At 40.9% G+C, this 15073-nt stretch carries 13 protein-coding genes and 16 tRNA genes; 22 read left to right on the plus strand and 7 right to left on the minus strand.

Features of this window, described 5'->3' with window-relative positions:
* Window positions 1-9 precede the first annotated feature (9 nt).
* The 18 genes from QNI08_RS15780 to QNI08_RS15865 all read left to right on the plus strand — a co-directional run bounded on the left by QNI08_RS15780 (window position 10) and on the right by QNI08_RS15865 (window position 4861).
* Window positions 10-84: transfer RNA gene (locus QNI08_RS15780), tRNA-Asn, on the plus strand.
* Window positions 85-89: 5 nt separating this feature from the next.
* Window positions 90-181, plus strand: a tRNA-Ser gene (locus QNI08_RS15785).
* Between the two features lie 9 nt (window positions 182-190).
* Window positions 191-265: transfer RNA gene (locus QNI08_RS15790), tRNA-Glu, on the plus strand.
* A gap of 16 nt (window positions 266-281) precedes the next feature.
* Window positions 282-357, plus strand: a tRNA-Val gene (locus QNI08_RS15795).
* A gap of 83 nt (window positions 358-440) precedes the next feature.
* A tRNA-Met gene (locus QNI08_RS15800) sits at window positions 441-514 on the plus strand.
* A gap of 5 nt (window positions 515-519) precedes the next feature.
* Window positions 520-595: transfer RNA gene (locus QNI08_RS15805), tRNA-Asp, on the plus strand.
* An 11-nt stretch (window positions 596-606) separates the two neighbouring features.
* A tRNA-Phe gene (locus tag QNI08_RS15810) sits at window positions 607-682 on the plus strand.
* A 7-nt stretch (window positions 683-689) separates the two neighbouring features.
* Window positions 690-765 (plus strand) — tRNA-Thr (locus QNI08_RS15815).
* A 16-nt stretch (window positions 766-781) separates the two neighbouring features.
* Window positions 782-864: transfer RNA gene (locus QNI08_RS15820), tRNA-Tyr, on the plus strand.
* Between the two features lie 6 nt (window positions 865-870).
* A tRNA-Trp gene (locus QNI08_RS15825) sits at window positions 871-944 on the plus strand.
* Window positions 945-961: 17 nt separating this feature from the next.
* Window positions 962-1037 (plus strand) — tRNA-His (locus tag QNI08_RS15830).
* A gap of 37 nt (window positions 1038-1074) precedes the next feature.
* Window positions 1075-1149: transfer RNA gene (locus QNI08_RS15835), tRNA-Gln, on the plus strand.
* 3 nt (window positions 1150-1152) lie between these two features.
* A tRNA-Gly gene (locus QNI08_RS15840) sits at window positions 1153-1227 on the plus strand.
* A 7-nt stretch (window positions 1228-1234) separates the two neighbouring features.
* Window positions 1235-1308, plus strand: a tRNA-Cys gene (locus QNI08_RS15845).
* Window positions 1309-1316: 8 nt separating this feature from the next.
* Window positions 1317-1397 (plus strand) — tRNA-Leu (locus QNI08_RS15850).
* A 573-nt stretch (window positions 1398-1970) separates the two neighbouring features.
* Window positions 1971-2051, plus strand: a tRNA-Leu gene (locus QNI08_RS15855).
* Window positions 2052-3031: 980 nt separating this feature from the next.
* Window positions 3032-3178, plus strand: coding sequence for a hypothetical protein (locus QNI08_RS15860; protein ID WP_285768371.1), 147 nt, complete (start codon window positions 3032-3034; stop codon window positions 3176-3178).
* 90 nt (window positions 3179-3268) lie between these two features.
* Window positions 3269-4861, plus strand: coding sequence for an FMN-binding glutamate synthase family protein (locus QNI08_RS15865; RefSeq protein WP_285768372.1), 1593 nt, complete (start codon window positions 3269-3271; stop codon window positions 4859-4861).
* Window positions 4862-5217: 356 nt separating this feature from the next.
* On the opposite strand, the gene QNI08_RS15870 is transcribed toward QNI08_RS15865, so the two are convergent.
* The 4 genes from QNI08_RS15870 to QNI08_RS15885 form a co-directional block, all read right to left on the minus strand.
* The gene (locus QNI08_RS15870) at window positions 5218-6042 is read right to left on the minus strand and encodes an STAS domain-containing protein (RefSeq protein ID WP_285768373.1); all 825 of its coding nucleotides are present in this window, start codon (window positions 6040-6042) and stop codon (window positions 5218-5220) included.
* A 323-nt stretch (window positions 6043-6365) separates the two neighbouring features.
* Window positions 6366-6605, minus strand: coding sequence for a hypothetical protein (locus QNI08_RS15875; RefSeq protein ID WP_285768374.1), 240 nt, complete (start codon window positions 6603-6605; stop codon window positions 6366-6368).
* Between the two features lie 517 nt (window positions 6606-7122).
* The gene (locus QNI08_RS15880) at window positions 7123-7317 is read right to left on the minus strand and encodes a hypothetical protein (RefSeq protein ID WP_285768375.1); all 195 of its coding nucleotides are present in this window, start codon (window positions 7315-7317) and stop codon (window positions 7123-7125) included.
* Between the two features lie 15 nt (window positions 7318-7332).
* Window positions 7333-7824: a tyrosine-type recombinase/integrase gene (locus QNI08_RS15885; RefSeq protein ID WP_285768522.1), complete on the minus strand. Its 492-nt coding sequence runs from the start codon at window positions 7822-7824 to the stop codon at window positions 7333-7335.
* A gap of 354 nt (window positions 7825-8178) precedes the next feature.
* Here QNI08_RS15885 and QNI08_RS15890 point away from each other — a divergent pair, with 354 nt between their 5' ends.
* Together QNI08_RS15890 and clpP are read left to right on the plus strand one after the other, a co-directional pair.
* A complete protein-coding gene (locus QNI08_RS15890) occupies window positions 8179-8883 on the plus strand; it encodes a sigma-70 family RNA polymerase sigma factor (RefSeq protein WP_285768376.1) in 705 nt (234 codons plus the stop codon).
* A gap of 30 nt (window positions 8884-8913) precedes the next feature.
* Window positions 8914-9498 (plus strand): ATP-dependent Clp endopeptidase proteolytic subunit ClpP, encoded by a 585-nt coding sequence (gene clpP / locus QNI08_RS15895; RefSeq protein WP_285768377.1) that lies wholly within the window; start codon window positions 8914-8916, stop codon window positions 9496-9498.
* A gap of 176 nt (window positions 9499-9674) precedes the next feature.
* Here the strand turns inward: clpP and QNI08_RS15900 are convergent, their stop codons facing one another.
* Both QNI08_RS15900 and QNI08_RS15905 read right to left on the minus strand, forming a co-directional pair.
* The gene (locus QNI08_RS15900) at window positions 9675-10568 is read right to left on the minus strand and encodes a TauD/TfdA dioxygenase family protein (RefSeq protein ID WP_285768378.1); all 894 of its coding nucleotides are present in this window, start codon (window positions 10566-10568) and stop codon (window positions 9675-9677) included.
* Window positions 10569-10595: 27 nt separating this feature from the next.
* Complete coding sequence (locus QNI08_RS15905; protein ID WP_285768379.1) at window positions 10596-11588, minus strand: ABC transporter substrate-binding protein; 993 nt, start codon at window positions 11586-11588, stop codon at window positions 10596-10598.
* 373 nt (window positions 11589-11961) lie between these two features.
* Here QNI08_RS15905 and QNI08_RS15910 point away from each other — a divergent pair, with 373 nt between their 5' ends.
* Window positions 11962-12729: an ABC transporter ATP-binding protein gene (locus tag QNI08_RS15910; protein ID WP_285768380.1), complete on the plus strand. Its 768-nt coding sequence runs from the start codon at window positions 11962-11964 to the stop codon at window positions 12727-12729.
* Window positions 12730-12752: 23 nt separating this feature from the next.
* Window positions 12753-13583, plus strand: a complete 831-nt coding sequence (locus QNI08_RS15915; protein ID WP_483313788.1) for an ABC transporter permease — start codon at window positions 12753-12755, stop codon at window positions 13581-13583.
* 38 nt (window positions 13584-13621) lie between these two features.
* Here QNI08_RS15915 and QNI08_RS15920 read toward each other — a convergent pair whose 3' ends face one another.
* The gene (locus QNI08_RS15920; protein ID WP_285768381.1) at window positions 13622-14848 is read right to left on the minus strand and encodes an ATP-binding protein; all 1227 of its coding nucleotides are present in this window, start codon (window positions 14846-14848) and stop codon (window positions 13622-13624) included.
* Between the last annotated feature and the right edge of the window lie 225 nt (window positions 14849-15073).

Consider the following 15073-nt stretch of genomic DNA (forward strand, 5'->3'; position numbering starts at 1 on the left):
TTATATTGTTCCGCAGTAGCTCAGTGGTAGAGCATTCGGCTGTTAACCGAACGGTCGTAGGTTCGAGTCCTACCTGCGGAGCCATAAATGGAGAGCTGTCCGAGTGGCCGAAGGAGCACGATTGGAAATCGTGTAGACGGGTAACCCTGTCTCAAGGGTTCAAATCCCTTGCTCTCCGCCATTTATATCTGGCCCGTTGGTCAAGCGGTTAAGACACCGCCCTTTCACGGCGGTAACACGGGTTCGAATCCCGTACGGGTCACCATTTAAGACAACATATTGGAGGATTAGCTCAGCTGGGAGAGCATCTGCCTTACAAGCAGAGGGTCGGCGGTTCGATCCCGTCATCCTCCACCATCTTTACATAAGGTCAAGTTGTTTCATCTTTTTGAAACACTTTACACGAAAACTTGATTCCTGAATAGCAACATTATTACCGTCGCGGGGTGGAGCAGTCCGGTAGCTCGTCGGGCTCATAACCCGAAGGTCGCAGGTTCAAATCCTGTCCCCGCAATCTATGGTCCCGTGGTGTAGCGGTTAACATGCCTGCCTGTCACGCAGGAGATCGCGGGTTCGATTCCCGTCGGGACCGCCATTTTATTGCTTGGCTCAGTAGCTCAGTCGGTAGAGCAAAGGACTGAAAATCCTTGTGTCGGCGGTTCGATTCCGTCCTGAGCCACCATAGTAGTGCCGGTGTAGCTCAACTGGTAGAGCAACTGACTTGTAATCAGTAGGTTGGGGGTTCAAGTCCTCTTGCCGGCACCATGTTTCATCCATATCCGGAGGGGTAGCGAAGTGGCTAAACGCGGCGGACTGTAAATCCGCTCCTTAGGGTTCGGCAGTTCGAATCTGCCCCCTCCACCATCTTATAGGGGTATAGTTTAAAGGTAGAACAGAGGTCTCCAAAACCTCCGGTGTGGGTTCGAGTCCTACTACCCCTGCCAATTTAAATCTAATAATGGCGATTGTGGCGAAGTGGTTAACGCACCTGATTGTGGTTCAGGCATTCGTGGGTTCGATTCCCATCAGTCGCCCCATTTTGAAAAAAATGTGCAATAATGAATACAACGTTAATGGGCTATAGCCAAGCGGTAAGGCAACGGATTTTGATTCCGTCATGCGAAGGTTCGATCCCTTCTAGCCCAGCCATATGCGAAAGTAGTTCAGTGGTAGAATACAACCTTGCCAAGGTTGGGGTCGCGGGTTCGAATCCCGTCTTTCGCTCCAAAACGTTGGCGGCATAGCCAAGCGGTAAGGCAGAGGTCTGCAAAACCTTTACCACCGGTTCGATTCCGGTTGCCGCCTCCAACAATCATGCCGGTGTGGCGGAATTGGCAGACGCGCACGACTCAAAATCGTGTTCCTCTGGAGTGCCGGTTCGACCCCGGCCACCGGTATCACCTAAAGGGTTTAGCCCTTATAAGTCAGTGCTTTGAGACAATCTCAGCATTGACTTTTTTTGCATTCAATTAACTAAAGCAGAGTGCTAATCGTGCGGGAAGCAACTTCGATTATTAAGTGCCTTTAAGTTTAAATATATTAGAAATTTTCTATAATTAAGCTAGATATTGAGCCTATTCTTGAATATTTAGAAGGATGTGACTAGCGATTTGGTCTCGCGATATTATAGCTATTAAAGATGTAGTGATTTATATTGTGGGTATCGATGCCGTTGGGAAGTTATTTATGTATATAAGGTAAACAGGGGCGATAGTTTTTTTGAAGTGGCAAAAGATTATTTAACTAGCCTGTGGCTGGAACTATTCAATAAAGTTAAGGGGCGAAAAATATAATTCTCAAATATAGCAAGCATTCTAGGCACTTATCAAACGTGCTTTTCATTTTTTAGTTGATTTATCAATTGACAAATGCTTTATAATATATTATTTTAATAAAAGGGTATTTAATAATTGTGTGGACAATAAGTGATTAGCATTTGCTTATAACTATTGTAAACTCCAACAAATCATGCCGGTGTGGCGGAATTGGCAGACGCGCACGACTCAAAATCGTGTTCTTCTGGAGTGCCGGTTCGACCCCGGCCACCGGTATCACCTAAGGGGTTTAGCCCTGATTAGTCAATGCTTTGAGACAATCTCAGCATTGCCTTTTTTTTGTGAATAATTGACTGAATGTTCTAACAAAAAAGAAAAGGAAACTTAATTAGAAACATTAACATTTATGCTGAGAGGAATGCTAATGAAAATCAAAAACAGATGGACTTCCAAAAGATTATCAAAGAAGAATATGTGACTGAAAAGGATATTGATATTCGAGTACGAAAATTAATGAGAAAAAATAAAATTAAAAATGCTGATCGCGAGTGGAAAGAAAAATTACTTAAAAAAGCAAAGAAGTAAGCCCATAAAGGATTGGCCAATTAGGTTGAAAAGGCAGCATGAATAATTTGTTTAATAATTCTATTAGAGTAGGGAGTTATTAAGGAATGGACTCATTTTTTGAATCCTAAATGTAAATGATGTTTAGTAAAATGTAAAAAATTCCTAGTTAGCGGTATATAATAAGGGATCCGGAAATAAATAATCGTTTTACCCGATTCAAAATCATGTTTCTCCGGAGTGCCGTTTCGCCCCCTTCCGCCAATGTAAACAAGAGTATTTTATTCACTTACAGATTCTGGTTATAAAAAGCATTCCCGCTGTTTCAGCTACGAGCTAATGGAAATTGACGATTTAATTCCAGATTATGTTGAAATTAGTGGCGTGAAAATGTGATTAGACAGATTTTCACAACAAAAGGATTATCTTATTATGAGTTATTATAATGTACAAAAAATAACATTTAAGCTACGCATTTTATTGTGTAACTTAAATGTTTTTCTTTTTCTGTTTCATTTTTGGTGTTTGGCGTTTTAAAAATGAAATTTCATGTAAAGAAAAAAATGGTAATATGGTTCAAATGAAAATTATAGAAAGTAGGTAGTTTTGAAAAAATTTAATTTGGGGCTTTAAAGTAAGGGGGTTGTTTGGCAATCCGTATAAATTAATTTATATAGACAGGAGGTAAGCGAATGAAAAACAAAAAACAAATAGACTTCCAAAAGAAAATTATTAAAGAAGAATATGTGTCCGAAAAGGACATTGAAATTCAAGCGGAAGGATTAATAAAATTAAGTAGAAATAAAAAGACAATCTCGAGTGGAAGGGAAAATAGGTAATAATATATTTTTTTTAAAAATAGGTATTATTTTAAGATACATTTCAAATAGAGTTTGCAAGAAAGATCAAATAAGAGAAAGGATGATAGTATGTCAAAGTTTAAGAAAAACCTTCCAACATTTTTAAAGGGATTCGCAATTTTGGGTTCGGCAGCAGTAGCAACGTATTTATACCGTAAGGATGATACACAAAAAGAGCATTCGATATTGAGGAATTTCCCCTTAATTGGAAGACTTAGATATTTGACTGAGCAAGTTGGGCCGGAACTTAGGCAGTATTTATTTGATACTAATAATGAGGGCACCCCCTTTTCAAGAAAGCAATTCGAAGATGTGGTGAAATCAGGAAAATATAAGAGTCGAGTAATAGGATTTGGATCAGAACGTAACTTCGATGAAGCTGGCTACTATATTAAGAATAGTATGTTTCCAAAGCTCCGAGAAGAATTAAGGTTAGACAATTCCCAGAAAATTGATACAAAGGTTTATGAAGAAATGAAGGAAGGTCTATTGACTCGAAAAGAAATTTTGAAAATCAAACAAATGGAACCATATTTTTTACGACAGGAGGATGCTGTCATCATAGGAGAAAATACATGTCAGAAGCCATTTAAACTAAAAGGACTTGTCGGACAATCTGCCATGAGCTACGGTGCACTTGGGAAGAATGCAATCACTGCACTCTCGAGAGGATTAGGGCTGGCAGGTGGGACTTGGATGAATACTGGTGAAGGTGGTATTACTAAATACCATCTTTCTGGAAACGTCGACATTATAATGCAGATAGGTCCAGGACTGTTTGGAGTAAAGACACCGGATGGGAAATTCTCCTGGGAAGAATTTAGAAAGAAAAGTGAGATTGAACAGGTAAAGGCATTTGAAATTAAATTAGCACAAGGTGCTAAAATCAGAGGTGGACATATTGAGGGGCAGAAGGTGACAATGGAAATAGCAAAAATTCGTATGGTAGAACCAGGAAAAACAATTAACAGTCCAAACCGATTCTATGAATTTAATAATTTTAGCGAACTGTTCGATTTTGTACAAAAAATGAGAGATGTAAGCGGAAAGCCTATCGGTATCAAAATTGTCGTGGGAGATCTTGATGCTCTTGAGGAAATGACAAAAATTATGAGGGATACAGGTGAAGGGCCAGATTTTATTACAGTGGATGGGGGAGAAGGAGGAACTGGGGCAACCTATCAGGAGCTTGCAGACGCTGTTGGACTTCCAATTATGTCAGCCTTGCCACTTGTAGATGAGATGCTGAAAAAATATGGTGTACGTAACAGGGTTAAACTTATTGCATCTGGCAAGTTGATATCGCCAGATAAAGTTGCAATTGCTTTAGCAATGGGGGCGGATTTAGTCAATATTGCTCGTGGCTTTATGATTAGCATCGGTTGCATCATGACAGAAAAGTGTCATACAAATCAATGCCCGGCGGGTGTAGCGACAACTGATTCAAAGTTACAGGAAGGTTTAGTTATTGAGGAAAAACAATACCGAGTTGCCAATTACGTAATTTCCCTTCGTGAAGGACTATTTAATCTTGCAGCTGCAGCAGGAATTGATACGCCAATAAAATTTGAACGAAAACACATCATACACAAAGATAATTACGGAAGAATTTCCTCTGCCAGTGACATTGAACTTTTTGCTAATAAAAGGTTTAAAACTTAAGTAATAATTGGAGTGTCACTTTAGGAGAGAGTTGGACTGATTTAAGTGCTATTTTGTACATTCAACTATTGTAGCTTTGGAATATAATGAATGATTAAATCAATCCTAATAACCTTGAAGGGGTACATTGTTCTTGTGTTTAGTATAGATGAGTTGTGATGAAGCAGATGTGCTAGGGACCTGCGGGAAAGCGTCTTCAATGGAAACCCTGCTGGATAAAGAGGTGCAATTGCTGCAATCTTAGCCAAGCCTAAAAAGAAGGCGGCCCGCCCAAAGCGTGCCGCCAATAAAGTTTCTCCTCCTTCGGCTGCCAAGCTGATGAGAGCCGGACGTAAGCATATACTGTGCAAAATAACTTAAAGTAAGTCTTTGATGGCCAGGTGTAAGCTTGAGGATGTTTTTTCGTTAAGTTTAATATTTAATTTAACCATTGTTTGGGCAATTTCTGGTCGAATGCCGGATAATCGGGTTTCTATACCGATAAGCCGCAATGACTCAATGACTCTAAAAATTTGTTGTGCGACCATGGTGTCAATAACCGGTACTCCCGATAAGTCGATAACCATATAGTTTAAATTCAACTTTGATCCCATATCAAGTGCTTGACTCATTAGGTGAGTGGCTCTTTGCGTGTCAAGGACACCTATGAGGGGGATCACACCTATCTCTGAAGTTATTCGTACGATGGGGATGGAAAGGTCATGAGCGGTTGTTTCTGCTATAGTGACCCTCGCTGAATAGCTTCTGGAATATGAAATGCTGAGCCAATGAATGGCTCTATCTATTACAGAATCAAGGTTTGATAGGATCGTATAAAAGTCATCAATTGACATAGAAAATTCCTTAGCCGTATCCTTTATGATTTCACCAATTGTATCTCGGTAAAATCGGACTTCTTCAATGGCCAAATCAAGAGGCAGGTTGAGATTGACCAGTAAATCGACTGTTTCATTCCCCCAAGCCTGAAGGATCTCATACACCTTTTTCTGTTCTTGATTTATGGACATTGCGTAGATATCGATCAGCTTTTCTCTCCAAGTTTTAATTTGATCGGCAATGTCGTTCGTATAAAGATTTGAATCGAAATCGAAACGTTGTAATGCAAGTTTCTCTTTATTAAATAAAATATTATCTGAAATTTCTTTTGCTCTTGAGTTTAAAACATTTACGGTGTTTACCATAAAGGATCTACCTCCAAATTTTGAAATGATACTCTTCAAATTCGTTTATAGAAGAGGGGCGAAATTGCTGATTCTATTAAAAAAACACTCTTTTTCATCAAATTTATCCTGCAAGAAATTCTTCGGCAGCGGATTTTAAATCTAACCTTAACAACGATATGCATGACTGTATATGATAAGCCCTTTCATCGGGAGCTTCCAGTAAAATTAAATCCGAGCGCGTTGCTCATGAATCTTCCATTGCTCAGTACCGCCAGCATCTCCAGGTGGTGGCAGTAGCGATTCCATCACTACAAGGCAAGCCTAAAAAATAAAAAGATACCCTAAGCAGGAGTATCTTTAGAAATAATATGGGCAATGGCGTTAGCAGCTTCCGCTTTATCACTAAAATGATCCACTTTATCGCTATCCGGATAAGTTAATTCGAAAATATCCTGTGATTGTATGGTTAAGCATTTTATTTGCAAAATGCGAATTCCATTGGAAGAAAAAGTATGGGTAATATCCACTTCATTAAAATAACATAATTCTGATAGTAATTTCTCGATATGTTCAACTGTCATACTCGTCTCCTCTCCATAAATGGGAAGTGACTAAAAACAGTCTGATAGGACCCAAGTATTATTTAATACCTGAAGATTATTCTGTTGAGGAAGCGCAAGTTTTGTAATGAAAAGTTCCATTTTAGGCTATTCGATCATAAATCCTGGATAGATGATTAATTAATTCGATTAGTTCATCTGGGTTCAGGTTTTCTTCTTTGAGGTTTAGAAAGTAATTATCTATCGCTTTTTTTATGAACATATTTTTTTTGTTTAACAAGATTCTCCTTCCAACAAAGGAGTAAATATGATTCAACGCCAATGTTCTATTAATCTAACCCTAACACACATATATATGATTGTATATGGTAAGTACTTTCACAACATTTCATATAAATAAGGATTTGGCTTTATTTCCGGGAAGAGAAAGAATCTTGTTCGGTTTTTAGCAACAGTAATCCAATGCAGAGCGTGTATGGAGGATTGAGAAATTGGAAAATAATCTAACCCAGCTTATAAAGCATAGGCAGGCTCCCTGTTATAACAAGTTGGATAAAAGGGAGAGTTTTTTATACAAAGCATGGGCTTCTTTATTACGATGTTCCCCGATGTCATTTTGCAGGTGGCTTTCCATATCGTTCATCAAATCGGCTAATTTCAATGCTTTTTGCCTGTCGGAAATATTGCTGCGAATGATGTATTCGTACTTTGCATGGTATTCAGTAAGTGACATTATTCTTTTGTCCTCCTATAGTACATAGTCATTAAAGCTGCTTTGCTCCCCATTTGGAATCCCGATGTATTTTAATGTTGCTTCAGGGTGTGAATGGTTAAGGATTTCTTGTAATGCTGCTAAATCCTTAGTTCGTTCATAGAACCAGTATCCGAACGTCTTGCGCATCGTATGGGTGCCTACGCTCTCAATGTCGACCATTTCTGCAGCTTTCTTAAGCTGCCTATATGCTTGTATCTTGCTAATGGGCTTGTCACCTTTACGTGAGGGAAATAGCCATACACCATCAATGGTATCTATATAAGCTGCCACTTCCTGGCATACCTCATCAAGCGGTATTATTCTAGGCTTCTTTTTCCTGCCTTCCTTCATGGTCGCCTCCGTCTTGCCTTTAATGTCCTTTACCTTCAATGATAAAAGCTCGGATATGCGTAAGCCGGTATGGATGCCTAACAAGAACAATATGTAGTCCCTCTCGCTGCAATGTCGTTTCAATGACCATTTCATATCATCTACTTTTTCCAATGATTTGATTGGCTGAACGTCAATTAAATGTTCTTTTGGCAAATGCAATCACCCTTCATCCTTGTTAGTGAAATCAGTATTTTGAATGTATACTTTTTAAGGTTAACACCTTGAGAGACCAGAAGTCAATTTGGCATGTCGAGCCTCGTCTAAAGCGGCAGAATCGACTGCTGATTTGTCTTGGGAGCACCATCGAACAGTTTTTCGAATGGAAGGATATCCACTGGAAAAAATGGAATACAATATAAAGAATAATGTTGGGGAATTTTTTCGCCCCGTATCTTTTTCTCTTTTTGAAACGTTTAGAGGATAGAGGGTGTTGAAGGAGTGAAAAAAATGATAAAGAAGTTGAGGGAAGGACATCATGAAATAACGGATCATGACAGGGCATTAGATAAGGTTTATCCGGAATTGCTTCGGTTTTGCCGGTTCCTGACGCAAAGTGATTGGGATGCCGATGATCTGGCTCACGATACGATCATCAAGGCCATGAGGGTCTATGGGAAGAAGACGGCGCTAACACCGGCATTATTGAAGACGATAGCCCGCCATTCCTGGATCGATACGATTCGAAAAAGAAAAAAGGAAGCTCTAGGCGATCTGCAAGATAACGATTTCCAAGCGTCGATTGAGGAAAATCCATTTGAAACGGTGGAATATCTCATAAAATCCCTTACCCCGAAGCAAGCAGTCGTGTTTCTGTTGAAGGAAGGATTTCTGTATCGCTCCAAAGAAATCGCGAATTATTTGAACACGACGGAATCGGCGGTAAAGGCAATCTTGAACAGGGTCAAAAAGCGGTTTGACAATAATGCCGAGGAAAGTACGCCGTTTGGCGTAGGAAACTGGCAAGATGAAGAAGAGCAAAGGCTTATATCACTGATGACACAGGCATTGAAGGCGCAAGATCCCGCTATCCTCATTAGAAGCATCCCGTCATTCAAAGCGCTGAACAGTGAATCGATGGTTCCTAAATCATTCAAATCGCTGCATGCAAAAGCATCCTTCACTCCTGCAAACACACTCTCGATGGCTGCATAGCCAATCATTTTGTTAGGAGGGAGAAGAGATATGACCACCATTCCATATGTAATTGAGCAATCCGGCAAGGGTGAACGCTCGTACGATATTTATTCCCGACTGTTAAAAGACCGCATCATCATGATTGGCGAAGAAATCACCGATCATCTAGCCAATAGTGTCGTAGCCCAATTGTTATTTCTGGCTGCTGACTCACCTGATAAGGAAATTACCATTTTCATCAATAGTCCTGGTGGATCTACTAGTGCCGGTTTTGCCATCTACGATACGATGCAATATATAAAACCGGATATCCGGACTGTATGTACGGGAATGGCGGCATCATTCGGAGCCATGCTTTTACTGGCAGGTACGAAAGGGAAGAGGTGTGCCTTGCCGAATAGCGAAATCATGCTTCATCAGCCGCTTGGAGGGGCAAGGGGGCAAGCGACGGAGATTGAAATTTCGGCCAGGAGGATATTGAAGTTAAAGGACCATATCAACCAAATCATTTCGGAAAGGACTGGGCAGCCTCTCGAAAAGGTGGCGAAGGATACAGATCGTGATTATTTCTTAAGCGCAAATGAGGCGAAGGATTACGGGATAATCGATGAAATAATCGTTCAAGATCATTAAAAAGGAAAAAAGGGTTTCGGTGCACACCCATTCCGAAGCTCTTTTTTCTTGCGTATTTAGGCAAAGTTGGGACGATGGAACTGGAAATAATCGCGAAAGCAGCAAAAAACACTTTAAGCTTCTTGAAGTAAATGAGTTACTCAGAAGGTTAGAAGTGTTTTTTAGTATATAGAGCGTTATTTCTTAGTGAGCAGCCTGCTCGATTCGTTCTCCTTATTTATCGGTATTTCCTTACCAACTGTGACTCGGCGAACGACACGGTGCTGGTCCGCATAATCGGCTATGGCATAATGCTGTGTGGCTAGGTTGTCCCAAATGACAACATCTCCTTCACTCCATTGCCAGCGCACGGTATTTTCCAAACGGGTCACGTAAGAATCAAAGATACTTAGTAATCTTTCGGATTCACTTGTTGTATAGCCCTCCACCCTTCCGGCAAAGCCACCTAATAATAAATGCCTTTTCCCGGTTTCTGCGTGAACATGGACGACTGGATGCCGCGTTTTATAAATGGTCGATTCGAATATTTCCCGGTATTTCTTTTTAATTTCGTCCGTTGCGCTTTCGACTTGCTTGAATTGGGCATAATCATATTCATTTGTATGGATGGCCCATAGTTCGTCCGCCAATTTCCTCAATCCTTCGGGAAGGTCTTCATACGCCGTACTAGTATTGGCCCAGACTGTATCTCCGCCAACCTTCGGGATGGTTACCCCTCGTAAAACCGAGTATTTAGGAACTTCCGGGACGAAAGTGACGTCGGTATGCCATTGGTTCGCTTTCGCACCCTGTGCGGAATCCAATTCGAATATATAGTTCGTATCGTTTTTGACCGGTACCGTAGGATGTGCATAAGGATCGCCAAGAAGTTTGGCAAAGGCCTCTTGAGCTGCATCATCCAAATGGTCTTGCCCTTTGAAGAAAACGACTTTATGATCGTTCAGCGCTTGCTGGATTTTACTTAAAAAGCTCAAATCCAGGTCACCGCTTAATTGCACTCCGCGAATTTCCGCGCCGATCCTACCTGCTATTGGCACCACTTTTATTTGTTGTGTTTTAGTTTCCGTCATATTCATTTTCCTCCCGTATATTGGATTTTAATTGTTGAATGCTTCCTTGATGTATTCGTTGTGGATCTCATTTTGAAAATCAAATGATTGCTTGATGTAGCCCACACTGGCCAATGTATCGATCGATTCTTGCTGGGCCTTGATGGCGTCCTCTGTAAAGAAAATATTCGGTTCTTCGGCCGTTATTATTTTCTTGACTGTAGCAGCAGGCATTTTAGTTGCTTTGGCATAAATTTCAGATGCTTCATCTGGATGGTCAATTTGCCAATCGGCCGCTTTTTTATAAACCCTTAAATATGCTTCGACAATTTCCGGGTGCTCTTTGGCAAACCCTGTACGGGCAATGATTGCACCAGGAGCCAATATTTTTCCCTTAACGTTCAGTGCGACAGCCTTTCCTTTTTCAATATTATTTAGATAATAAGGATTCCACGTCGCCCAGGCGTCCAGCTGTTTCGTTTCGAAGGCGGATTGGGCATCATCGGGCTGCAAATTGATGAGCTTAACGTCATCCGTCGTTAAACCATAAGCCTTCAAGGCCTTGATTAAATAAACATGACCGGTAGTTCCCGAGGCAACACCGACCGTTTTTCCCTTTAAGTCTTTAACCTGCTTAATGGTACCGTCTGTGTGAGTAATGATTCGGACGGAGGATCCACCCTGTCCGGTCTGGGCAATCACTTCGAATGGAAGTTTCTTATCAATTCCGGCAATCAGTGCACCATCCCCCAAAAAAGACAAATCAACCCGGTTGGAGGCCAGGGATTCCAAAAGCGGCGGTCCGCTCGGGAATTCACTCCAAGAGATTTTTGCGTCCAGTTTGGAAAATTCTTCATCGAACAATCCCTTATTCTTTGCAATGACCAGCGGTCCCATCTTGCCATTTAAGGCAATACTCACTTTGACTGGTTCACTTTCCCCGGAAGCTTTGCCAGCATCTGATTTACAGCCTGCCAATGCCGTGGTGCTGATGAGGACCGCAAGCAGCAGCCCGGTTACATGTACACGATATTTCCTCATGAATTCCCTCCCTTTGTTTGATTACACTTACCAAATTCGCATAGTCAGAATATGAACGAAAAAAAGATCCAATGAAGAGTAAACGGGATACTCTTCATTGAATCTCCAGTAGTCCAGTGGATTCACATGACTTACATGAATATGGATTTGTGTATGAATGAATCTTATCAGCCGTTAGAATAATCTGTCAATTGTTTTGGTGATTAATCCGATAAAATAAATCGGTATTAAATCTTGATTCTCGATAATCGATACGTTAATATAAAATGAAATATTGAAGCAATCGACTAGTTAACTAGAGATTTTAGCAATGGGACATATGGTGCGCCCGTTGCTGGAACTCTAGTTTTTTTTTCGAGAAGGGGTGAGGAAATTGGTATCTGCGTTAGAAATCAAACATGTAAGCAAAACCTTCAAGAATGATCAAGAAAGCATCCTGGTTTTGAAAGATTTGCATCTTACTGTCAATGATGGTGAATTCGTTAGCATCATTGGACCTAGCGGGTGCGGGAAAAGCACGTTATTGAAATTGATCGCCGGCCTCGATTTGGAGTTTGATGGCAAGATAATTGTGGGGAATCATCAGGTTAGTGGTCCGTCCAAGGACCGCGGTTTCATTTTTCAGGAGCATCGCTTATTTCCTTGGCTTAACGTGGAGAACAATATTTCAGGTAACCTTTCATTGAAAAATCAGGATACACGCAAGAGGGTGGACGATTTGATAGCGCTTGTTAAGCTTAAAGGGTTTGAGAGGGTGTATCCGCGTCAGCTGTCAGGCGGGATGTCACAGCGTGTGGCCATTGCCAGGGCACTGTTGCGCAATCCCGACGTTTTGTTGCTGGATGAGCCATTTGGCGCATTGGATGCATTCACGCGAACACATCTTCAGGAAGCGCTGCTTGAAATATGGGAAAGGAACAAGACAACGATGGTGCTTGTCACTCATGATCTTGATGAATCGCTTTTTTTATCGGAAAAAGTGGTCGTCATGGATGCCAAGCCGGGAAGCATCAAGGCAATCGTCCCTATCGAGATACCATATCCAAGGTCGAGAACAAGCAAGTCTTTTCAGGAATTGAGGTCACATATCCTTAACCTGCTGGACCATCATCCTCAGGATAAGGAAGATTGGAGCATTTAAATACGCTGAAACAAGAAAGGAAGATGGAAATGTCTGCACAAACCATTGCTCAAAATGAGCAGCTTGTCATGAGCGAAAGGAAAAAACAAGCTAAAATCGCCAAGTCTGCATTGCGTGGTACCTTCCTGCCCTTGGTGGTTTTGATTGCTTGGCAAGCATTGGGTTCAGCAGGAATCCTGCCGGTCCAATTATTCTCATCACCATCCTTGATCGCTACGGCATTCATCGACCTCGTAAAATCAGGAGAAATGGCGGGTCATTTACAAATCAGTCTAACTAGGGCGCTTCTTGGCTTTGCATTGGGTGGTTTTTTAGGGTTATTGATCGGTATCATTGTTGGGATGCAAAAAAAATCCGAGGAATATTTAAACCCAAGCATCCAAATGTTACGAACCGTCCCCTTACTTGCAATTACACCTTTGTTCATCATGTGGTTCGGTTTTGGTGAACTATCCAAGGTGCTTCTTATTGCATTAGGCGCTTTTTTCCCTTTATATTTACAAACATTTTTAGGATTGCGGAATGTGGATAAAAAGCTTTATGATGTGGCACGAATCCTTGAATATAGCCGTCTGGAAAAAATTACAAAGCTGATGATCCCGGCAGCCCTGCCCAATATATTGCTTGGGATCCGTTTAGCATTAAGTTCTGCTTGGATGTGCTTGGTCGTCGCTGAATTGCTGGGAGCGGATAGAGGGGTGGGCTTCATGATCCAGGATGCCCGTTCGTTCATGCAAACGGACATCGTATTCGTCGGCATCATCATTTTTGCTTTGGCTGGTAAGATCTCAGATTCATTCGTACGCTTTTTGGAAAATCATTTGTTGAAATGGCAAGATAGCTTCAAAGCATAGGGAAAAGGATGACCTCCGGCAATGGGGCCATCCTTTTCCTATTGGGTATCGCTATAAAAAGGCAAATGAATCGTGAAGGCCGTCCCTTTGTTCAATTCACTTTGGACGACGATTTTCCCTTTGTATTTTTGAACGATGGAATAACAAACGGTCAACCCGATTCCTGTGCCTCTATCTTTAAGCGAATAAAATGGAGTCCCGAGTTCATCGAGTTGATCTTTGGCGAGGCCGATGCCTGTATCGGTTATTCGTATTATTGCCATATCGCGTTCCTGCTCTGTTTCCACTTGGATGAATCCGGGGTCGTTCATTGATTCAATTCCGTTTTTGATGATATTGACGAGTATTTGTTTAAGCTCGATTGGATTCATATTCAATTGCAGGTCACTGCGAAAATCAAGGCGGAAGCCGATATTGCGATTATTGGCAAAACTGGTCAATAGATCGGAAACCTTCTGGATTTCATCATTTAAGCCAATGACCTGTATATCTCCCGTGTGCGGCTTTGCCAAGGATAAATAGTCATTGATGATTACCTGTGTATATTCAAGTTCAGTAAGCATGGTTTGTACATAAAACTTTTCCGTTTCAGTCAGTTCTTTCTCTTGATCTAGCAATTGGGCAAAGCCTTTCACGACTGTAATGGGATTCCTAATTTCATGGGCGATGGTTGCAGCAAGCTGGCCGACTGAACTCAATTGCTTGGCCTGCTGAATCTCCTTCTGGAAGGCATTTGCCGATTCCATCCGATTGTGAGTTCCGATGAATACAAATACCAATATGATCTGGATGGCAATGAAATTCAGTATATTTCCAAAGGTATCCAAAGCGACATATTCATACGTATATTGAAGATCTGTATGGGAAATGAACAGGATGGAAGCAGGACCCAAGATGATATTTAGCGTCGCGACAATATAAAACCCGATTTTATCGAAGAGAAAGATCGGGATCAAGGGCGCTAATGCAAATAATGCCAGCATGATTGCGGTATCAGGAAAGACCCAGAATTTACTATATAAATAAACAGTGATTAAGGAAATGAATAATCTTTTATAGAAGTTGCCTTCTGTTTTAATGAAAAATAGCAAAGATATGATCATTCCAGATATGAGGATGACCTGAAAAGTCATTTCATAAGGATTTTCCTTCCAACTGATTGGTGATACGGAAATGCCTATCAATAGTAATAAGGATATCATGCCCATAAATGCCCTCATGATCAATCGTTGTTTGTTTTGGTAATATTGATAGTTTTTTAACATAATTCCCCTTAAGATTAATGTACTGTTTGTTTAATAGTAAGCTGATACGTGTTTTTTGTAAATCGGATAAAGTGGAATTTTCCATAAAATGCTGTTTTGCACCAACCTCATGCCCACTAGTTCATTATAATCATCTTTTCTAATAAATGGTTTCTTTACACGATATTTGCTGCAACTTCATATTCCCCTTCTAAACTGATGGTAATGACAGAAGGGAGAGAGGGA

The sequence above is a fragment of the Peribacillus folii genome (assembly GCF_030271255.1).
Classification (GTDB): Bacteria; Bacillota; Bacilli; order Bacillales; family DSM-1321; genus Peribacillus.

Excerpts from the sequence above, each read along its gene's own strand:
- QNI08_RS15860 (WP_285768371.1), top strand. The coding sequence starts at position 3,032 with ATGAAAAACAAAAAACAAATAGACTTCCAAAAGAAAATTATTAAAGAA.
- QNI08_RS15865 (WP_285768372.1), top strand. The coding sequence starts at position 3,269 with ATGTCAAAGTTTAAGAAAAACCTTCCAACATTTTTAAAGGGATTCGCA.
- QNI08_RS15870 (WP_285768373.1), bottom strand. The coding sequence starts at position 6,042 with ATGGTAAACACCGTAAATGTTTTAAACTCAAGAGCAAAAGAAATTTCA.
- QNI08_RS15875 (WP_285768374.1), bottom strand. The coding sequence starts at position 6,605 with ATGACAGTTGAACATATCGAGAAATTACTATCAGAATTATGTTATTTT.
- QNI08_RS15880 (WP_285768375.1), bottom strand. The coding sequence starts at position 7,317 with ATGTCACTTACTGAATACCATGCAAAGTACGAATACATCATTCGCAGC.
- QNI08_RS15885 (WP_285768522.1), bottom strand. The coding sequence starts at position 7,824 with ATGAAATGGTCATTGAAACGACATTGCAGCGAGAGGGACTACATATTG.
- QNI08_RS15890 (WP_285768376.1), top strand. The coding sequence starts at position 8,179 with ATGATAAAGAAGTTGAGGGAAGGACATCATGAAATAACGGATCATGAC.
- clpP (WP_285768377.1), top strand. The coding sequence starts at position 8,914 with ATGACCACCATTCCATATGTAATTGAGCAATCCGGCAAGGGTGAACGC.
- QNI08_RS15900 (WP_285768378.1), bottom strand. The coding sequence starts at position 10,568 with ATGACGGAAACTAAAACACAACAAATAAAAGTGGTGCCAATAGCAGGT.
- QNI08_RS15905 (WP_285768379.1), bottom strand. The coding sequence starts at position 11,588 with ATGAGGAAATATCGTGTACATGTAACCGGGCTGCTGCTTGCGGTCCTC.
- QNI08_RS15915 (WP_483313788.1), top strand. The coding sequence starts at position 12,753 with ATGGAAATGTCTGCACAAACCATTGCTCAAAATGAGCAGCTTGTCATG.
- QNI08_RS15920 (WP_285768381.1), bottom strand. The coding sequence starts at position 14,848 with ATGTTAAAAAACTATCAATATTACCAAAACAAACAACGATTGATCATG.